The following is a 19,834-nucleotide window of genomic DNA, read 5'->3' on the forward strand; positions in this document are numbered from 1 at the left end:
GCCCTCCCGCTGCGTCGAAAGTGGAGCCGCAAGCAGCGCCGCCTCGCCTTGATCGCGGCCGCCGGCGCGGTGCTCTGCCTTGCCGCGGGCCTCGTCCTGTTCGCCATGCGCGACACCATCGTCTTTTTCTACGGACCGACGGAGATCGTCGAGAAGGGCCTTCAACCTGGAACGCGGATGCGGCTCGGCGGCCTCGTCGAGACCGGGTCGGTCACGCGCGGCCCCGGCCAGCGCGTGACTTTCGCGGTCACCGACAGCAAGACCACCATGACGGTGAGCTATGACGGGCTGCTGCCGGACCTTTTTCGCGAAGGGCAGGGCGTCGTCACCGAGGGCGTCTTCGAGGGGACGGGCCGGTTCAAGGCCGATTCCGTCCTGGCCAAGCATGACGAGACCTATATGCCGCGCGAAGTCGCGGATGCGCTGAAGAAGCAGGGCCATTGGCAGCCCGGCGATAGCGGCACGCAGAAGCCGCAGCGATGAGGGTGGAATGATCGTCGAGATCGGACATTTCGCGCTCGCGCTTGCGCTGGGTGTCGCCGTGGTGCAGGCGCTCGTGCCGCTCTGGGGCGTCTCGCGCCGGGACCCGGCCCTGGCCTCCGTCGGGCCGGCGGCTGCCGTCACCTGCTTCCTGCTCGTCGCCCTGTCCTTCGCGGCGCTCGTCACCTCCTATGTGCGCTCCGACTTCTCGGTCGAGAATGTCGCCTCGAATTCGCATTCGGCGCAGCCGCTCATCTACAAGCTGACCTCGACCTGGGGGAATCATGAAGGGTCGATGCTGCTCTGGGTCCTGATCCTGACGCTGTTTGGCGCGCTGGTGGCCTTTTCGCGGCGTTCACTGCCGGCGCGGCTGCGGGCCGGCACATTGGCGACGCAGGGCGTGGTCACGGTCGCATTCCTCGCCTTCACGCTGCTGACCTCGAACCCGTTCCGGCGCCTGGTCCCGGTTCCGGCCGAGGGCCAGGATCTCAACCCGATCCTCCAGGATCTCGGCCTCGCGATCCACCCGCCGCTGCTCTATGTCGGCTATGTCGGCTTCTCGATCACCTATGCCTTCGCGGTCGCCGCCCTGATCGACGGGCGCATCGACGCGGTCTGGGCCCGCGCCGTCCGGCCCTGGACCCTGCTCGCCTGGGTCTTCCTCACGCTCGGCATCGCGATGGGCTCCTACTGGGCCTATTACGAGCTCGGCTGGGGTGGCTGGTGGTTCTGGGATCCGGTCGAAAACGCCTCGCTGATGCCCTGGCTCGCCGGCACCGCGCTGATCCACTCGACCGTGGTGATGGAGAAGCGCGACGCGCTCAAGGTCTGGACGATCCTGCTCGCGATCCTGACCTTCTCGCTCTCGCTGCTCGGCACCTTCATCGTGCGCTCGGGCGTGCTGACCTCGGTCCATTCCTTCGCCACTGATCCGCAGCGCGGCCTCTTCATCCTCGCCATCCTGATCTTCTTCGTCGGCGGCTCGCTGGCGCTCTTCGCCTGGCGCGCGCCGCTGCTCAGGCAGGGCGGCCTCTTCGCGCCGATCTCGCGGGAAGGCGCGCTCGTCGTCAACAACCTCTTCATTGCGACGGCCTGCGCCACCGTCTTCATCGGCACGCTCTATCCGCTCGTGCTCGAGATGCTGACCGGCGACAAGATCTCCGTCGGCCCGCCCTTCTTCAACGCGACCTTCGTCCCCGTGCTCGTCCCGCTATTGCTGCTCCTGCCGATCGGCCAGACGCTGGCCTGGAAGCGCGGCGATCTTCTTGGCGCCGCGCAGCGCATGTCGGTCGCGCTGGCGCTTGCCGTTCTTGCCGGCCTGGCGGTCGTGGCGCTGGTGCGTGGTGGGCCGGTGCTCGCTCCGCTCGGCATCGGGCTCGGCGTCTTCCTGGTCGCCGGCGCGGCCTGGGATGTCGGCGAGCGCGTGGTGAAGCGGGCGAGCGGCGTCTCCGCCATGCTGTCGCGGGCGCGCGGCCTGCCGCGCTCGGCCTGGGGCACGGCCTTCGCCCATGCCGGCGTCGGCCTCAGCGTGATCGGCATCGCCGCCGCGGCCTGGAGCACGGAGGCGATCGGCGTGCTGAAGCCGGGCGAGCGCCTGACCAGCGGCCGCTACACGGTGGTGCTCGAGTCGATCACGCCGCGCGACGGACCCAATTTCCACGAGGACGCGGTGCGCTTCCAGCTCTTCGCCGGCGACCGGCAGCTCAAGCCGGTCGAGGCGATGAAACGGGTCTATACCGCCCGCGCCATGCCGACGACCGAGGCCGGAATCCGCAGTGACGGCCTGAGCCAAGCCTATGTCAGCCTCGGCGAGCCACAGGATGGCGGCATCGCGGTCAGGCTCTACGACAAGCCGCTGATCCTGCTGATCTGGATCGGCGCCATCGTGATGGCGTTCGGCGGCGCGCTGTCGCTGACCGACCGGCGCTTCCGTCTCGCCGCGCCGCGGCCGGCGCTGACGCGCGCCAGCGTCCAGCCGGCGGAGTGAGCCGGATGCGGCGCGTCTCCGTCCTGCTGCTGCTCGGCATCCTTCTTGCCGGCCCGGTCGGTGCCGTGCAGCCGGACGAGATCCTGCAGAACCCGGCGCTCGAACAGCGCGCGCGCCAGATTTCCGGCGGCTTGCGCTGCCTGGTCTGCCAGAACCAGTCGATCGACGATTCCGACGCGCCGCTCGCTCGTGACCTGCGGGTGCTGGTGCGCGAACGCCTGACGGCGGGAGACAGCGATCAGGCGGTGACGGATTTCGTCGTGGCGCGCTACGGCGATTTCGTCCTGCTGCGTCCGCCCTTCAACCTTCGCACCCTGGCCCTGTGGGCCGCGCCATTCCTCATCCTCATGTTCGGCCTGGCCTATCTCGGACGGCGGAGCCGGCAGATGGCGGCCCCGGTCGCCAATGCCGAGCCGCTTTCCGCCGACGAACGCGAGCGCATCGAGCACTTGCTGCGCGATCAGCGCGACTGAGGCGCCGCCCAACCTTACGAAAACGTCATCTGCGCGCCAAAGCGAGGTAAGGCGCAGGCCGTCATGGTCGCTGGCAGGAAGCAGGGAAGGCCCTGCGCTCCGCTGCAAAGGTTAGTGACAATGACCAACCAGAACACGTCCAAATCCATTCTGAAGCGCGGCGTCATGATCGCCGGCGCCGCTACCCTCGGCATCGGCCTCGTGGCCGGCATCGCCGATGGCGCGCTGCGGCTCGACCACAACGCCTTCGCGCAGCCGATCCAGCTTTCCGGTGTCCAGACGCAGCTGCCTTCCTTCGCCGACATGGTCGAGAAGGTGAAGCCGGCTGTCGTCTCCGTCCGGGTCAAGGCGCAGGTCGCCTCCGCCGAGGATGGCGACCAGGGCAACCTCGACGACCTGCCTCCGAACCTCCGGCGCTTCTTCGGCGAGCCCGGCAGGGGCCAGGCCCGGCCGCAGCCTCATATCCAGCAGGCGCAGGGCTCCGGCTTCTTCATCAGCCAGGACGGCTATGTCGTCACCAACAACCACGTCGTGCAGAATGCCGTCGAGGTCCAGCTCGTCACCGACGACGGCAAGACGCTGTCGGCCAAGGTGATCGGCACGGACCCGCGCACCGATCTCGCCCTGCTCAAGGTCAATGACAGCGGCAGCTATCCCTTCGTGCAGCTCGCCCCGGGCAAGCCGCGCATCGGCGACTGGGTGCTCGCGGTCGGCAATCCGTTCGGCCTTGGCGGCACCGTGACCGCCGGCATCGTTTCGGCCCAGGGCCGCGATATCGGCTCGGGCCCCTATGACGACTTCATCCAGATCGACGCGGCGGTGAACCGCGGCAATTCGGGCGGGCCGACCTTCAACCAGAAGGGCGAGGTCGTCGGCGTCAACACCGCGATCTTCTCGCCGTCCGGCGGCAATGTCGGCATCGCCTTCGCCATCCCGGCCTCGACCGTCCAGACCGTGGTCGACGCGCTCAAGAAGGACGGCTCTGTCGCCCGCGGCTTCATCGGCGTCCAGATCCAGCCCGTGACCGGCGAGGTCGCCGACGCGATCGGCCTCAAGGACGCTCATGGTGCGCTCGTCGCCGCTGCCGAAGCGAACGGCCCCGCCGCCAAGGCCGGCGTCCGGCGTGGCGACACCATCGTCGCCGTCAATGGCGAGCAGGTGAAGGACGCCCGTGATCTGTCCCTCAAGATCGCCAAGTTCGCGCCCGGCACCAAGACCAGCCTGACCGTCTGGCGCGACGGCAAGCAGCGCGAGATCAGCTTCGAGGTCGGCCGCCAGCCGGCGGCCTGACGGAAGGGAGGCGGGTTTCCCGGTATCCTGTCGCCCCCGCCAGGGAAACCAGCCTTCACCGCGGCAGGCCGGATGTCTTCATCCGGTCTGCCGTTTTTGCGTTTCGTGAGGTAACGTCGGACCATGCGACTCCTGATTGTCGAAGACGATGCCGAGGCGGCTGCCTATCTGGTCAAGGCCTTTCGCGAGGTCGGCCATGTCGCCGACCATGCCGCGGACGGCCTGCAGGGCTATGCGATGGCCGAAGGCGGCGGCTATGACGTGCTGGTCGTCGACCGCATGCTGCCCCGGCTCGATGGTCTGTCTTTGATCCGCTCGCTCAGGGAGCAGAACGACGTGACGCCGGCGCTGATCCTGTCCGCGCTCGGCCAGGTCGATGATCGCGTCAAGGGGCTGCGCGCCGGCGGCGACGATTACCTGCCCAAGCCCTATGCCTTCTCCGAGCTGCTCGCCCGCGTCGAGGTGCTGGCGCGCCGGCGCGCCGCGCCGGCCTCGGAGCCGACGACCTATCGCGTCGGCGATCTCGTGCTCGACCGGCTGGCCCACCGGGTCACACGCGGCGAGGGCGAGATCCTGCTCCAGCCGCGGGAGTTCCGCCTGCTCGAATACCTGATGAAGCATGCCGGCCAGGTCGTGACGCGGACCATGCTCCTCGAGAATGTCTGGGACTACCATTTCGACCCGCAGACCAATGTCATCGACGTGCATGTCTCGCGGCTGCGCTCGAAAGTCGACAAGGGCTTCGAGCATCCGATGATCCACACCATCCGCGGCGCTGGATATATGGTTCGCGATGCGGCCCGTTGAAACCGGCGTCACCGGCTCCGGCACGGCTGCGCCGCAGCCCAGGAAGCAGCGCTTCCTGCCGAACCTGTTCCGCACCACCGCCTTCAAGCTGACGGCGATCTACCTCGTCATCTTCGCGCTCTTCGCCGGGTTCGTGCTCGGCTATGTCGCCTGGAACGCCAAGCGCCTGCTCGACGACCAGATCCGATCGACGATCGATGCCGAGATCCGCGGACTGGCCGAGCAGCAGCGCCTCGGCGGCATCAGGCGGCTCGTCAACATCATCGAGCGGCGCTCGCGGGGGCCCGGCGCCTCGCTCTATCTCGTGACGACGCCGGTCGGCGAACGGCTCGCCGGCAATGTCGAGGCCCTGCAGCCCGGCGCCCTCGACCAGCCGGGCGAGAACGAGATCGAATACGCCCGCAGCAGCGATGCGGTGGATACGCCGAGCCGCGCGCTCGTCCGGGTCTTCATGCTTCCGGCCGGTTTCAGGCTGCTGGTCGGCCGTGACCTCGAGGAGCGCGAGCGGCTCGGCGTGGTGATCCGGCGGGCCGCCGGCTGGTCGCTGCTGCTCGTCTTCGTGCTCGGTTGCTTCGCGAGCTGGTTCGTGGCGCGTCGCGTGCTCAAGCGCGTCGACGACATGACCGAGACGGCGCAGTCGATCATGGCGGGCGATCTCAAGGGGCGGCTCGCGATCTCGGGAACCGGCGACGAGCTCGACCGGCTGGCGCTCAACCTCAACGCGATGCTGGACCGGATCGGCGAATTGATGACCGGCATGCAGGAGGTCTCGGACAATATCGCCCATGACCTCAAGACGCCGCTCACCCGCCTGCGCAACCGGGCCGAGGAGGCCCTGCGCTCGGCCAGGACGCCGGACGAGCTCCGCGCGGCGCTGGACGCGTCCATCGACGAGGCCGACAACCTGATCCGCGTCTTCAATGCGCTGCTGATGATCGCCCGGCTCGAGACCGGCCGGATCAACGACAGCATGGCCGAGCTCGACCTGTCCGAGATCGTCTCCGGCCTGGCGGAGCTCTACGAGCCGCTCGCCGAGGAGGCCGGGCTCTCGATCGTCGCCGAGGTCGCGCCTGACCTGCAGGTCTCGGGCAATCGCGAGCTGATCGGCCAGGCGCTGGCGAACCTCATCGACAATGCGTTGAAATACGGCCAGCCGGTGGGCGAGGCCGCGCCGGTCGTGCGAGTGGCGGCAGGGCCGGCCGATTCGCAGATCGAGCTGTCTGTCTCCGATCACGGGCCGGGCATTCCCGAAGCCGATCGCGGCAGGGTGCTGGAGCGCTTCGTCAGGCTCGACCAGAGCCGCAGCAAGCCCGGCTTCGGCCTCGGATTGTCCCTTGCCGCCGGCGTCGTCCGCCTGCATGGCGGCCAGCTCCGGCTCGAGGACAACGCGCCGGGCCTGCGCGTCGTGATGCTCCTGCCGAAGGCGCCGCCCAAGCCTGTGGACATGGTCGAAGAAAATCCGCTTCCTGCCTCGACAGCGCCGGTGAAGCCTGCTGGCCTCCTGTCGGCGTGAGGGGTGAGGATTTGGAATGGCTGCGCAGCTCTGCGAACGGCTCTCGGCGGCGCCGGTCCTGCCGGCGCGCGCCAAGGCCGATGCACTCGTCACGCGCGAGCTGATCGAGCGGCTGCGGGACGAGGCGGCGGCCGAAGCGCTCTCGGCCCATTTCGCTGCCCATCCCCGCTCGGCCGAACTCGTCGCCGGCCTCCTGGCGCATTCGCCCTTCCTCGCCCAGATCATGCGTTTCGATCCAGACGGCCTGCTCGCCTCGCTGACATCGGAGCCTGGCGCGCGCCGCGACGCATTGCTCGCCGATGTCGCGGCCCAGGGCGGCGCCGGCTGCGAGACCGCCGAGCTGATGCGGGTGCTGCGGCGCTTCCGGCAGGCGATGGCCCTGCTCGTCGCGCTCGCCGATATCGGCGGCGTCTGGGATGTCGAGACTGTGACGGCGGCCCTGACCGCGACGGCCGACACCGCCGTGCGCCTGGCGACGGCGCATGCGCTGCGCCAGGCAGCCGATCTCGGCCGCATCAGGCTCGCCGACGCAGACGATCCCGGGCCGGGCTCCGGCCTCGTCGTGCTCGCGCTCGGCAAGCACGGCGCCGGCGAGCTGAACTATTCCTCCGATATCGACATCGTCGTCTTCTTCGACCCGGAAGCGGCTGAGGCCGCCGGCGTCGCCGAGCCGTCGAGCTTCTTCGTCAAGCTGACGCAGCAGGTCGCCCGGATCATCCAGGAGCGCACGCCGGACGGTTACGTCTTCCGCGTCGACCTCCGCTTGAGGCCGGACCCCGGCTCGACCCATGTCGCGGTCGCGCTGCCCACCGCCTATTCCTACTACGAGACGGTCGGCCAGAACTGGGAACGCGCCGCCATGATCAAGGCGCGCCCCGTCGCCGGCGATCTCGATCTCGGGCGCCGCTTCATCGCCGATCTCGCCCCCTTCATCTGGCGCAAATATTTCGACTTCGCCGCGATCGCCGACATCCACGCGATGAAGCGCCAGATCCAGACCGTGAAGGGGCATGAGACGGTCGCGGTCGCCGGCCACAACGTCAAGCTCGGGCGCGGCGGCATCCGCGAGATCGAGTTCTTCGTGCAGACGCAGCAACTCGTCTTCGGCGGCAGGCGGCCGGCCCTGCGCGGCCCTCGCACGCTCGACATGCTGGCCGAGCTCACCAATGAGGGCTGGATCACCCCCAAGGCGCGCGACGAGCTGGCTGAGTCCTATCGCTTCCTGCGCACGATCGAGCACCGGCTGCAGATGCGCAATGACGAGCAGACGCAGACGCTGCCGACGCAGAAGGCCGATCTCGAGGCCTTCGCCCGCTTCTGCGGCTACCCTTCGACGGCCGCCTTCGGCAAGGCGTTGACCGCCCATGCCAGGCGCGTCGAGGGCCATTACGCACTGCTCTTCGAGGAGGGGCCGAGCCTCGCCAGCGAAGCCGGCACCTTGAGCTTCACCGGCACCGAGCTCGACCCCGACACGCTCCAGACCCTCGCCAAGCTCGGCTTCCGCGATCCGAAAGCCGCGGCTGAGACCGTGCGCGGCTGGCATTTCGGCCGCCGGGCCGCCGTCACCAGCGCGCGCGCCCGCGAGGTCCTGACCGAGCTGACGCCGGCATTGCTGGTGGCGCTCGGCCGCACCGCCGATCCCGGCGGTGCGCTCGCCCATCTCGACAATGCCTTCGTGCGGATGCCCGCCGCCGTCGAGCTCCTGACCCTGCTGCGCTCGCATGGGTCGCTGCTGACGATCTTCGCCGAGATCCTCGGTAGCGCGCCGCGCCTCGCCAAGGTCGCCGCGCTTCACCCCCATGTCCTCGATGGCGTCATCGACCCGGCTTTCACCTCATCGGCGCTCGACGCGGAACTGGTCGCGCAGCGCATCCGCAACGCGGTCGGCACGCCGCCGCCCAGCGTCGAGGATGGCCTCGACCGGCTGCGCGACGCGGCGCGGCAGGAGAATTTCCTCGTCGGTGCCAGGCTGCTCTCGGGGGTGTACCCGGCCCAGCAGGCCGGGCAGGCCTATTGCGCCGTGGCGGATGCCTGCCTTCGCGTCGCCTTCGAGGATACGAAGGCGGCCTTCGTCGCGGACCATGGCTTGATCGAGGGCGCCGACATGGTCGTGCTCGGCCTCGGCCGCCTCGGCGCGGGCGAGCTGACGCCGTCCTCCGATCTCGACCTGATCCTGCTCTACGACCGGCCGGAGGATGCCGAGGCGAGCAACGGCCGCAAGGCGCTCGACCCGGTCACCTGGCATATCCGGTTCACCCAGCGCCTCGTCGCGGCGCTGACCGTGCCGACCCGGCGCGGCACGCTCTACCAGGTCGACATGCGGCTGCGGCCTTCCGGCAACAAGAGCCCGGCCGCGACCCAGTTCGCCGGCTTCGAGGCCTATCACGCCGGCGAGGCCGAGATCTGGGAGGAAATGGCGCTGACCCGCGCCCGCGCGATCACCGGCGACGCCGCGCTCGCGGAACGCACCGAGGCAGCCATCGCCGCGATCCTCGGTCGCAAGCGCGATCCGGCGAAGGTGGCGGCGGCCGTCGCCGACATGCGCGCCCTGATCGCCAAGGAGAAAGGCGAGAGCGATCCCTGGGATCTCAAGCTCGCCGCCGGCGGATTGACCGACCTCGATTTCCTCGCCCAGTTCCTGATCCTCGCCCATGCCCACGAGCATGCCGGCCTGATCGTTCGCGAGACCGCGGCCGTCTTCGCTGCGGCGCGCGATGCGGGCCTGCTTGCGGCGGCCGACGCCTCGGTCCTGATCGATGCGCAGCGCCTGATCGGCGATGTCCAGCTCTGGCAGCGCTTCACGGTCGAGGAGGCCTTCGATCCCAAGGCGGTGCCGGAGCGCGTGCTGAGGCGGATCGCGACCGCGGTCGGCCGGCCGGACGCCAAGGTCCTGCGGGCGGAGCTGGACGAGACCCGCTCGGCGGTGCGGGCGATCTTCAAGCGTGTGCTCGGCGCGGCAAGGCACTGAACGTCATTCTCGGGCGGAGCGAAGCGCAGACCCGAGAATCTCTGTCAGGAACAGGCTCTCGTTTACGAGATGCTCGGGTCAAGCCCGAGCATGACGGCGCGCCGGCCCCTCACGCCGCCTGGGCGCTGACCCGCCCGGCGCTGCCATGCAGCGGCAGGTGCACCATCACGATCGTGCCGGCGCCGCTCGTCGAGCGCAGCCGCAGCGAGCCGCCATGCAGTTCGGTCAGCGAGCGCGCGATGGCGAGGCCGAGGCCCGAGCCCTGGTAGCTGCGGATCAGCTCGCCCTCGACCTGCTCGAACGGCCGGCCGATGCGGTCGATCTTGTCCTTCGGGATGCCGATGCCGGTATCCTCGATATAGATGTTGAGCGCGTCCGGCACCTGCCGCGTCCGGATCGCGACGCGCCCGCCCGCCGGCGTGAACTTGACGGCGTTGTCGAGCAGGTTGCCGAGCAGCTGGTAGAGGGCATGCGGGTCGGCCTCGAGGCGCAGGTCCCGCGGTCCCTCGATGCTGAGCGCGAGCTGCTTGCGGTCGATCTCGTCGCGCACCCGCCTGACGGCTTCCTCGACCACCTGGTCGATCGCGATCTCCGAGCGCTCCAGCCGCATCTTGCCGGCCTCGATCCGCGACATGTCGAGGATGTCGTTGATCACGCCGAGCAGATAGCCGCCGCTCGAGCGGATATCGCGGACATAGTCGAGATAGCGGTCGCCGAGCGCGCCGAACAGCCCGTTCTCCATGATCTCTGAGAAGCCGATGATGGCGTTGAGCGGCGTGCGCAGCTCGTGGCTCATATTGGCCAGGAATTCGGATTTGGCGCGGTTGGCGCTCTCGGCCGCAGCCTTCTGCTCGAGGTAGCGCTCGGCCAGGTCGGCGAGCTGCTGGGCCTGCGCTTCCAGCTTCTGGCGCGAGGCCTTCAGGTCGGTGACGTGCTTGAGGAGCTGATGCTCGGACTGCGTCAGCCGCTCCTCCTGCTGCTTCAGCGTCGTGATGTCGGTGCCGACCGAGACCGAGCCGCCATCCTTGGTCCGGCGGCCGTTGATCTGCAGCCAGCGGCCATCCGAAAGCCGTGCTTCGTAGGAGGAGCCGGCCTCGCCGCGGAGGTTGCGGGCGGGCTCGCGATCGATATTGGGCTGGGCGCTCAGCACCATGACATCTTCATGGCTGACGCCGCCGCGGATCGCATCGGCCGGGAGCTGATGCAGCTGCTGGTATTTCGCGTTGCACAGGACCAGCCTGTTGTCGGCGTCCCAGAGCACGAAGGCCTCGGAGATCGCCTCGACCGCGTCGCGCAGGCGGGCATCGGCGGTCGCGGTCAGCTCGGCCATGCGGCGCTGCTCGGAAATATCGACCGCGATGCCGACGAGATGCTGCGATTGCGTGCGCCGGTCGGTGACGAGCTCGGCGCGGGCCTTGAGCCAGACCCAGCCGCCGGCCGCGTCGCGCACCCGGAATTCCTGGTCGAGATGCTCGGCCTCGCCGCGGCTGATCGCGTCGGCCAGCGCATAGAGGTCGGCATCGGCGGGATGGATGAAGGCGTTGACCTCGCCGAAGGACATGAAGTCGCCGGCGCGGTCATAGCCGAGCATCGCATACATCGAATCCGACCAGTAGATCCGGCCGCGCGCCAGGTCCCAGTCCCAGAGCCCGCAATGGCCCCGGTTCAGCGCGGTGTCGATGCGTTCGCGCACGCAGTCGCAGTCCTCATCCGCGGCCCGCGCCCGTCTCGATTGCAGCAGGAAGGCGACGGTGAGCGCGCCGAGCACGAGCCCGGCCGAGCCGAAGAGCACGACGAGCGCTCGGCGCCGTTCCTGCCAAAGCGACAGCACCCGCGAGACGGGCTGGAGCACGGCCACCTGGCCGAGCGGGGCGGCGAGGTTGCGCACCGTCGCGAAGACCTCGAAGCCGCCCGGCAGCATGATCTTCATCACGCCGGCCCGGTCGCCGAACACCGTGAGTGGCTGGGTCTGGCCGAGGAAGTCGACCAATGTGCGCTTCGTCTGGCCGATCACGGGTTCGCTGGCGATGACCTGGCCGCTCGCGTCGCTGATATGGACCAACCGTCCGCGTGCGGCGAGGTGCCGGGACGACAGCGCGGCAAGAACAGCGGCGGGTGCGGTCTCGACTTTGCTGGCAAGATCCAGTTCTCGTGCGACCAGGGCCGCGACGAGATCGAGATCCGCCATGGCATCGCTGAGCGCATCATCGCGCATGGCCGAGGTCTGGATGAAGGCTCCGGCGCCGAATACGGCGATGAAGCACAGGACGAGTGCGGGGATGACTTTGCGGAAGACAGGCTCGAGCTGCTCGAACCGCTGGTAGAGCGGATGCGTCAGCGATCTTGCGACACCCAGAATCGTGCCTGCGCGCGCAGTTGCGCAGGTCGCGTTCGCACGCGTCATGCCCGTCCCCCTTCGGATAATCAGTACCGTCAGTAAGATCGGGAGACGTGCCGCATCCCCTCGAATCACCGTCAGTTGAATCCGAGCGAATCACTTTGTCTAGCTCTGAGTTGAATCAAGGCCTCAGAATTCGCCTTAAGGTTGTAGCGCTTACCGTAATGAATCCTGCGCGGGTAATGTTTTGTTAACCAGCCGGACAGGTTGACCGCCGCTGGCCCTCAGGCGAGGGCGCGTTCGGCGATATCGGCGACGTCGCGGGACAGGTTCGGAGTCCCGGAAACCATCGAAAGCGCGCTGTGGGCCAGGCTCCGGCGGCCCGGTTCGAGCATGCGCCAGGTCTTGAACGAGCCGAGCAGGCGCGAGGCCACCTGGGGGTTTGTCCGGTCGAGCGCGATCACGATGTCGGCGATGAAATCGTAGCCGGCGCCGTCGGCCCGGTTGAACTGGGTCAGGTTGGCGGCGAAGCCGCCGATCAGGGCGCGGACCCGGTTTGGATTGCCGAGCGAGAAGGACGGGTGGCTCATCAGCGTCTTGACCCGATCAAGCGTGCCGGGCTCGGCGATCAGCGCCTGCGCCATCAGCCATTTGTCGAGCACGAGGGGCTCAGTGGCATAGAGGTCGCCGAACCGCACGATGAGGCGCTCGCGCGCCTCGCCGGGGATCAGCGTCATGGCTGCGAGCGCTGCCAGCCGGTCGGTCAGATTGTCCGCCGCCTCGTACTGGGCCTCCGCGATGCCGGCCCCGGTGACAGGGTCGCCGAGTGCAAGCAGCCCCAGCGCCTCGTTGCGCAAAGCCCGCCGTCCGGCCGCTTCGGCGTCGGGTGAGTAGGGGCCCTTCTTGTCGAGCTTTTCGCGCAGCGCGGTCAGCCGGGCTGCCAGCTTTTCTCCTATCCCGGCCGCGAGCGCGCGATGGGCCGCGTGGATCGCATCCGGATCGACATCCTTGCCGATCTCGCGAGCGATGTCCGCCGGCGCGGGCAGGCGCAGGACCTGCGCCGCGAAAGCCGGGTCCGAGAGCGCCTGCTCATCCAGGAAGATTCCAAGCGCGGCGGCGAGCTCCCCGGTCTTGGCCGTCAATGCGGCGGAGGGGGCGTCGCCCCGCCCGGCCGCCGTCAGCGCCCGCGTCGCCACCGTCTGCAGCGCCTGCCAGCGGTTGAAGGAATCGCTGTCGGCGGAGAACAGCCGCAGCAGGCCATCATCCGCGAGGTCGAGCTCGAGCCGCGCCGGCGCCGAGAAACCGCGCAGCAGCGAGGGGATCGGCGGCTCGTCGATATTCGTGAAGGTCACGGAGAGCGAGGGCTGGTCGAGCACCACGAGCCCGTCACCGGCATAGGCGTTGGAAGCGCTCCGGAGCGGCAAGTCGCCCGCCTTGCCGACGAGCCCGAGCGCGACAGGCAGCACGACCGGCTGCTTCTCCGGCTGGCCCGGCGTCGGCGGCGTGGTCTGGGCGAGTTCGAGCGTGTAGCTCCTCGACGCTTTGTCGTAACGGCCCGACGCGACGATGGTCGGCGTGCCGGCCTGCTCGTACCAGCGTGCGAAATGCGCCAGATCCTGGCCCGAGCTCTCGGCGAAACAGGCGAGGAAATCCTCGATCGTCGCCGCGGTGCCGTCGCAGCGTTCGAAATAGAAATCCATGCCGCGCGCGAAGGCGTCCTCGCCGATCAGCGTCTTGAGCATGCGGATCACCTCCGCGCCCTTCTCGTAGACCGTCGGCGTGTAGAAGTTGTTGATTTCCTTGTAGGCGCGCGGCCGGACCGGGTGGGCGAGGGGGCCGGCATCCTCGGAGAACTGCGTCGCGCGCAAGGTCCGGACATCGGCGATGCGCTTCACCGGGCGCGAGCGCTCGTCGGCGGAGAACTCCTGGTCGCGGAAGACCGTCAGCCCTTCCTTGAGGCAGAGCTGGAACCAGTCCCGGCAGGTGATGCGGTTGCCGGTCCAGTTGTGGAAATACTCATGCGCGATGATCGCCTCGATCGAGGCATAGTCGCCATCTGTCGCCGTCTGCGGGTCGGCCAGCACGTATTTGTCGTTGAAGATGTTGAGGCCCTTGTTCTCCATCGCCCCCATGTTGAAATCCGACACGGCGACGACGTTGAACACGTCGAGATCGTAGTTGCGGCCGAAGACGCGCTCGTCCCAGCGCATGCAGCGCACCAGCGAGTCGAGCGCCCAGCCGGCGCGGCCAGCCTTGCCCGGCTCGACATAGACGGCGAGCTCGGTCTTGCGGCCGTCGGCGGTGACATAATCCTCGCGGACATGGTCGAGCGCGCCGCCGACCAGCGCGAAGAGATAGGCCGGCTTTGGATGGGGATCGTGCCAGACGGCGAAATGCCGGTCGGTTCCGGCGACGTCCCCGGTCGCGACACGGTTGCCGTTCGAGAGCAGGACCGGCGCCTCGGCCTTCCGGGCCTCGAGCCGCACCGTATAGACGCTCATCACGTCGGGCCGGTCGAGGAAATAGGTGATGCGGCGAAAGCCGTCCGCTTCGCACTGGGTGCAATAGACGTTGGACGAGCGATAGAGCCCCATCAGCTTGGTGTTGGCGGAGGGGTCGAGCACCGTCTCGATCGCGAGCGTGAAGCCGCGCTGCGGCGGCGCGTGGATCGTCAGGCTCTGGGCCGTAGCTTCAAAATCCGCGCCGTCCAGGAGGGCGCCGTCGAGGCTGAGCCCTGCCAGCGAAAGCTCGTCGCCGTCGAGCACGAGCGCTGCCCCTGGCTCTCCCGCAGGGTTCGGCCTGAGGCCGAGCTGCGCGCGTACCCGGGTTTCATGCGGGGCGAGCGAGATGTCGAGATCGACGGTGTCGATCAGCCAGTCTGCAGGGCGATAATCCTCGAGGCGGATGAGAGGCGTGTCTTCAGCGCGCATGGCAGTCCCGGATCAGCGAGGTCGAGACCCGTGTGTAGACCGGGCTCGCCCTCGCCGGAAGCCTGGGCGGAGCAGGATCGCGGCACGCGCAGTCGCGATCCCGCCCAGCCGGGCCGCTCAGGCGGCGGCGCGAGCGGGCACCGCATCGAGCGAAATATGGCCGAGGAAACCACCTGCGCTGACGACCTCGTGCTCCTCCTCGATCGCATGGGCGAAGCGGACGGCGGGCTCCTGCTGGAGGCGCTGATAGAGCGCCGTCACGCGCGGGTAAGCCGCCCAGTCGACGGCCTTGTGGAAGTCGTTCCAGCGCGCGGTTCCGGCGAAATAGGCATCAGCGATGCCCGGACGCTCGCCGCCGAGCAGCCAGTCGCGACCGTTCAGCAACGTCTCGAGATTGCCGAAGGCTTTGCCGACCTGATTGCGCCCGAATGCCAGCAGCGCCGCTTTCGACGCTTCGTCCTGCTCGTGCTCGAACACGTGGAACAACGGCGAGAAGGCCGAGAACAGGCTGGTGTTGAGAAAGGCGAGCATCTGGTTGAGCTGGTCGAATGCTGCCGTACCCTGGCGATGTCCCAACCCCCGGGAGATGCCGCGCTCGGCGATATGGCCGAGGATCGCCATGCTTTCGCTGAGGAAGCGCCCGTCGGCGGTCATCAGGGTCGGGGTCTCGCGGACCGGGTTCACCGGAGCGAAGCGGTCGCTGGAGACCTCCTCCGGCATCTGCACGCGGCAGAGCCGATAAGGTTCGCCGAGCCATTCGAGCGCGACGATCGAGCCGAAGGAGCAGCCTTCCGGCACGCCGTAGAAGAGAATGGGAGACATCTGTTCCTGCCTTTCGTTTCACAACAGGAACACCCAGTTATTGGGGCAGCTCATCAGGCTCAAGAACGGAAAAACATGTGCCATAGGCACATGGATGTAACGAATGGAACGAGGTCCCTCGATGCGCAGACCCCTGGAATGCCCGATCGAGGGTGCGATGATCCTGCTCAGCGGCCGCTGGCGTGCGTTGATCGTCTATTATCTCGACCAGGGCACGATGCGCTTCAACGTGCTGCAGCGCGCCCTGGGGCCGATCTCCCAGCGCATGCTGACGCGCGACCTGCGCGAGCTGGAGGCCGCGGGTGTCGTGCGTCGGACCGTCTATCCCGAGGTGCCGCCGCGGGTCGAATACGACCTCACCGAGTCGGGCCGGCGCCTGATGAGTGTCATCGACGCGCTGGGCGACTGGTGGGAGGCTGATGGCGTGCGCTCGCAGAAGCCGCGCGAGCCTGCGCTTCACACCTGAAGCGCTGCCGCATGCGACGGTTCGGCATGGCTGACCAGCCGGCAGACCTGTGGCCGGGCGATCCTGACGGCGCGCTCGATCGCATCGACCGCAGCATGGACCGCCGCGACGTCGAGCGCCGGGTCGACGCGGCAATGGTAGTTCACCACGAGGCCATTGGCGGTTTGGCGCACCCGGACGCTATGGATGTCGTGAACCGGCCCGCCCAGCGTCGCGGCCTCGCCGGCAAGCGCCTTGCCGATATCCTCGACGGTGTCCCAGGCGGCGTTGTGGCTCGGCGGCGTGCCGGTCTCCATCGGCTCGATATGGGTCTCGACCTCGGTCTCGCCGCCGAATTCGGCGCGGATCGCCGCTTCGAGCCGCGTCGCGATCTCATGCGCTTCGCTGAGCGGCAGCCGTGCCTCGACCTCCATGTCGAGGCTGACCGAGAGCTTGTCGCCGATCGTGTGCACGGTGACATGGTGGACGGGTATCCGCAGCTTCAGCGCGATCAGGAGCACGCGTTCCAGCGCCGTCTCGTCATCGACCTGGATCGGGTTGGCGGTCACCGTGATCTCGGCTTCGGACTCGATCTCCTTGAGCCTGGCGATCAGCGCGTCCTTGATCGCGACCACGCGGTCGAGCGGCAATGTCCGCGAGACGAGGATGCCGATCTCGCCATGGATGCGCCCGCCTGCGGGCCTGACCTTGAGCCATTCGACGCCGACGACGCCCGACACCGTTCGCGCCGCGGCGCGAAGCCGGTCGCTCAGCCCTTCGGGAGCGGCGTCGAGCAAGGTGTCGATGGTCCGTCGCCCGAGCCTGTAGGCGGAATAGGCCATGAAGGCCGCGATGGCGAAGGCGGCGATCGTGTCGGCATGGGCCACGCCGAACCAGGTGGCGATCAGGCCGGCCAGCACCAGCGCCGAACCGACGAAATCGGCGGAAAAATGGATGGCCTCGGCGGCCAGCGCCTCGCTTCCGGTCGTCGCGGCGACCTTGCGCAGGGAGCGCCAGCGCACCGCGTCGACGACCATCGAGAACAGGATCACGCCGATCACCAGCGGCGTCACCAGCACGGTCTCGATCTTGCCGCTCCAGAGCCGGCTTCCCGCTTCCCACAGGATCGCGCCGGCCAGCGTGAACAGGATCGCGGTTTCGACCAGCGCCGCCAGCGCCTCGACCTTGCCGTGCCCGTAATGGTGTTCCTCGTCGGCCGGCTTGTCGGCGGCGCGGACCGCGAACCAGGTGAACAGCGTCGAGCCGATATCGATCAGCCCCTGCAGCGCGTCGGTGAGCAGGGCGAGCGAGCCGGAGAAGACCGCCGCCACGCCTTTTGCAGCCGTCAGCAGCAGCGTCGCGACCACCGAAAGGATGGCCGCCCGCTGCTTGATGCCGGACATTTCCGCCGGATCGGGGCGCTTCACGCCCGCGTCTTGCGTTCTCGTCATGGCCCGTCCTGCGTGCCGCCTCTTGGAAAGTTCAGCCTGTCGCCCGATTTAGGGGCAAGATCAACCCGGCAGACCGGAGAAGGGGAGCCTACGCATGCGATATCTCCACACCATGGTGCGTGTCACCGATCTCGACGCGGCACTCGATTTCTACGTGACCAAGTTCGGTCTCGTCGAAACCCGCCGCATCGAGAACGAGAAGGGCCGCTTCACCCTGGTCTTCCTCGCCGCCACCGACGACGCTGAATCCGCGAAGGGCAGCCGTGGCCGCCCGACCTTGGAGCTCACCTATAACTGGGACCCGGAAGTCTATACCGGCGGCCGCAATTTCGGCCATCTCGCCTATGAGGTCGACGACATCTACGCCACCTGCGACAAGCTGATGAAGGCCGGCGTCACCATCAACCGCCCGCCGCGCGACGGCAACATGGCCTTCATCCGCTCGCCCGACAACATCTCGATCGAGCTCTTGCAGAAGGGCGATCCGAAGGCGCCGGCCGAGCCCTGGGCCAGCATGGCGAATACCGGGGTGTGGTAAGGCGTCGGCCTTGAAGTTGCCTGGATAGCCCTCCATGATATCATCCGTTGATATCATGGAGGCGCCGATGGGCATCCTCGTGCGAGATGAAAAGATCGACCGTCAGGTGCGGGAGCTGGCGAGCCGCACCGGTACATCCCTGCAAGGAGCCATTGGCGCGGCGGTCGAGAACGAGCTTAAGCGGCTCGACGAACGCCGCGAGCGGATCGAGAAAGCGTTTCGGCAGGTTCGCGAGCGGCTGGCCGCCCATCCGGTCATAGACGATGGCATGAGCCACAAGGAGTTCTTTGACCGCGAATATGGCGATGTATGATGTTTCTTGACGCATCGGTTCTGATCGCGGTGATGGCTGAGGAGGCCGAAGCGGCCGAGATCAAAAAGGCCATGTTCGACGTGGCGGAGCTGTCCACCACGGCTCTCGCGATCTTCGAAACGTCGTGCCGCCTCGCAACGCTCCGTCGAATTTCGATCGTGCAGGCGCAGGAGGCGGTCGAGGAGTTCCTCACTGCCATCGGTGCCGAGCTGATTGCGATCGACGCGGTGCTGGGGCGCGAGGCTCATGTCTGTGCTGCCCGGTATCACCATCTCACCGGCCATCCTGCCCGGCTCAATATGGGCGACTGTTTCGCTTATGCGGCGGCCCGAACCTCAGGGCTCAAACTGGCCTATAAGGGCAACGACTTCGTCCAGACGGATATCGATGGCGTCCGGTTTGGCCCTTGATGACGCCTGGAGACATGTCCTTTGACTGATAGTCTGGTCGCAACCCGCGAAGATGGCACGCCGATCCACGAGGTCCTGCTGCGCTCGCCTGCGGGCGCCGAGGCTCGCGTCATCGATTGGGGCGCGACGCTGCGCGACCTGACGGTGCCTCGTCGAAGCGGCGGGAGCCAGCGCGTCGTGCTCGGCCTCGCCGATCTGGCCGATTATCAGCAGCACGCCTCGCATATGGGCGCGATCGCCGGGCGCTATGCCAACCGCATAAGCGGCGGGCGCTTCACGCTCGACGGCCGGGAATACCAATTGCCGTTGAACCAGGACGGCCGCCATTCGCTGCATGGCGGCGGGCAGGGTTTCGGCAAGCGGCCCTGGACCATCGTCCGTCATGATGCGGCGAGCGTCACGCTGGCGCTGGTCTCGCCGGACGGCGATGCCGGTTTTCCGGGGACCGTGAACCTCTGGTGCCGCTACAGCCTCGTCGGCGATGCGACCTTGCGGATCGAGCTTTCCGCGACGACCGATGCGCCGACCGTCATCAACCTCGCGCATCACTCCTATTTCAAGCTGGACGACGGGCCCGACATCCTCGACCACGAGCTGGAGGTTCGCGCCAATCTGATGACACCGGTCGATGCCGACCTGATCCCGGACGGCTCGCTCGCCCCCGTCGCTGGCACGCCCTTCGATTTCCGCCGTCCTCGGCCGATCAGGTTCGAGAACCCCGACGGCACGCGCTTCTGGTACGATCACAACTACGTCCTGCGCCGCGACAGGCGCGAGCCGAGCACCGCGCAAGGACTGGAACTCGCCCATGCCGCGACGCTGAGCTCGCCGCGCAGCGGGCTGTCCATGCAGCTCTGGACGACGGAACCGGCGCTGCAGGTCTATGACGGGTTCAAGCTGAACACCCCTGTCGCTGGCCTCGACGGCAACCCCTACGGCGCCAATGCCGGGATCGCTCTCGAGCCCCAGCATGTGCCGGATTCGCCCAACCTGCCGCATTTCCCTTCGACGACCCTGCGCCCCGGCGAAGTCTATCGCCAGGTCAGCGAATATCGGTTCGCGGGCTGAG

Annotated in this window: 15 protein-coding genes and 1 pseudogene; 12 read left to right on the forward strand and 4 right to left on the reverse strand. The window is 67.9% G+C overall.

The features are described 5' to 3' along the window. Positions 1-9: 9 nt before the first annotated feature. The 7 genes and pseudogenes from ccmE to ACTIF2_RS12565 all read left to right on the forward strand — a co-directional run bounded on the left by ccmE (position 10) and on the right by ACTIF2_RS12565 (position 9,518). Complete coding sequence (gene ccmE / locus ACTIF2_RS12535) at positions 10-483, forward strand: cytochrome c maturation protein CcmE (protein ID WP_439497599.1); 474 nt, start codon at positions 10-12, stop codon at positions 481-483. Positions 484-490: 7 nt separating this feature from the next. Beyond that, positions 491-2,467, forward strand: coding sequence for a heme lyase CcmF/NrfE family subunit (locus ACTIF2_RS12540; protein WP_439497405.1), 1,977 nt, complete (start codon positions 491-493; stop codon positions 2,465-2,467). A gap of 5 nt (positions 2,468-2,472) precedes the next feature. Beyond that, the gene (locus ACTIF2_RS12545; RefSeq protein WP_439497406.1) at positions 2,473-2,940 is read left to right on the forward strand and encodes a cytochrome c-type biogenesis protein; all 468 of its coding nucleotides are present in this window, start codon (positions 2,473-2,475) and stop codon (positions 2,938-2,940) included. A gap of 120 nt (positions 2,941-3,060) precedes the next feature. Then, positions 3,061-4,221: pseudogene (locus ACTIF2_RS12550) on the forward strand (trypsin-like peptidase domain-containing protein); the annotation flags it as partial. 132 nt (positions 4,222-4,353) lie between these two features. Continuing rightward, positions 4,354-5,037 carry a winged helix-turn-helix domain-containing protein gene (locus tag ACTIF2_RS12555; RefSeq protein WP_439497407.1) on the forward strand — a complete coding sequence of 228 codons (684 nt, stop codon included), beginning with the start codon at positions 4,354-4,356 and terminating at the stop codon, positions 5,035-5,037. After that, complete coding sequence (locus ACTIF2_RS12560) at positions 5,024-6,550, forward strand: HAMP domain-containing sensor histidine kinase (protein ID WP_439497408.1); 1,527 nt, start codon at positions 5,024-5,026, stop codon at positions 6,548-6,550. Before ACTIF2_RS12555 ends, ACTIF2_RS12560 begins: the two co-directional genes overlap by 14 nt. 16 nt (positions 6,551-6,566) lie before the next feature. Continuing rightward, a complete protein-coding gene (locus tag ACTIF2_RS12565) occupies positions 6,567-9,518 on the forward strand; it encodes a bifunctional [glutamine synthetase] adenylyltransferase/[glutamine synthetase]-adenylyl-L-tyrosine phosphorylase (protein ID WP_439497409.1) in 2,952 nt (983 codons plus the stop codon). A 109-nt stretch (positions 9,519-9,627) separates the two neighbouring features. Here the strand turns inward: ACTIF2_RS12565 and ACTIF2_RS12570 are convergent, their stop codons facing one another. The 3 genes from ACTIF2_RS12570 to ACTIF2_RS12580 all read right to left on the reverse strand — a co-directional run bounded on the left by ACTIF2_RS12570 (position 9,628) and on the right by ACTIF2_RS12580 (position 15,608). Further along, entirely contained in the window at positions 9,628-11,922 is a 2,295-nt protein-coding gene (locus tag ACTIF2_RS12570) for a PAS domain-containing sensor histidine kinase (protein WP_439497410.1), read from the reverse strand. A 218-nt stretch (positions 11,923-12,140) separates the two neighbouring features. Then, positions 12,141-14,786, reverse strand: coding sequence for an aminopeptidase N (gene pepN / locus ACTIF2_RS12575; protein WP_439497411.1), 2,646 nt, complete (start codon positions 14,784-14,786; stop codon positions 12,141-12,143). A 117-nt stretch (positions 14,787-14,903) separates the two neighbouring features. Further along, entirely contained in the window at positions 14,904-15,608 is a 705-nt protein-coding gene (locus tag ACTIF2_RS12580; protein WP_439497412.1) for a glutathione S-transferase family protein, read from the reverse strand. Positions 15,609-15,729: 121 nt separating this feature from the next. Between ACTIF2_RS12580 and ACTIF2_RS12585 the strand changes: the two genes are divergently transcribed. After that, positions 15,730-16,074, forward strand: coding sequence for a winged helix-turn-helix transcriptional regulator (locus ACTIF2_RS12585; RefSeq protein ID WP_439497413.1), 345 nt, complete (start codon positions 15,730-15,732; stop codon positions 16,072-16,074). On the opposite strand, the gene ACTIF2_RS12590 is transcribed toward ACTIF2_RS12585, so the two are convergent. After that, the gene (locus tag ACTIF2_RS12590) at positions 16,065-17,504 is read right to left on the reverse strand and encodes a cation-efflux pump (RefSeq protein WP_439497414.1); all 1,440 of its coding nucleotides are present in this window, start codon (positions 17,502-17,504) and stop codon (positions 16,065-16,067) included. The genes ACTIF2_RS12585 and ACTIF2_RS12590 overlap by 10 nt on opposite strands. Positions 17,505-17,598: 94 nt before the next feature. On the opposite strand from ACTIF2_RS12590, the gene ACTIF2_RS12595 reads away from it, so the two are divergent. The 4 genes from ACTIF2_RS12595 to ACTIF2_RS12610 all read left to right on the forward strand — a co-directional run bounded on the left by ACTIF2_RS12595 (position 17,599) and on the right by ACTIF2_RS12610 (position 19,833). Next, on the forward strand, positions 17,599-18,042 hold the full coding sequence (locus ACTIF2_RS12595; protein ID WP_439497415.1) for a VOC family protein: 444 nt from the start codon (positions 17,599-17,601) through the stop codon (positions 18,040-18,042). A gap of 67 nt (positions 18,043-18,109) precedes the next feature. Continuing rightward, positions 18,110-18,355 (forward strand): type II toxin-antitoxin system VapB family antitoxin, encoded by a 246-nt coding sequence (locus tag ACTIF2_RS12600; protein WP_439497416.1) that lies wholly within the window; start codon positions 18,110-18,112, stop codon positions 18,353-18,355. After that, positions 18,352-18,765, forward strand: a complete 414-nt coding sequence (locus tag ACTIF2_RS12605) for a type II toxin-antitoxin system VapC family toxin (protein ID WP_439497417.1) — start codon at positions 18,352-18,354, stop codon at positions 18,763-18,765. The genes ACTIF2_RS12600 and ACTIF2_RS12605 overlap by 4 nt, the downstream gene beginning before the upstream one ends. 21 nt (positions 18,766-18,786) lie before the next feature. Continuing rightward, positions 18,787-19,833, forward strand: a complete 1,047-nt coding sequence (locus tag ACTIF2_RS12610; protein WP_439497418.1) for an aldose epimerase family protein — start codon at positions 18,787-18,789, stop codon at positions 19,831-19,833. Position 19,834 lies beyond the last annotated feature (1 nt).

This window comes from Allobosea sp. (assembly GCF_051860145.1).
Classification (GTDB): Bacteria; Pseudomonadota; Alphaproteobacteria; order Rhizobiales; family Beijerinckiaceae; genus Allobosea.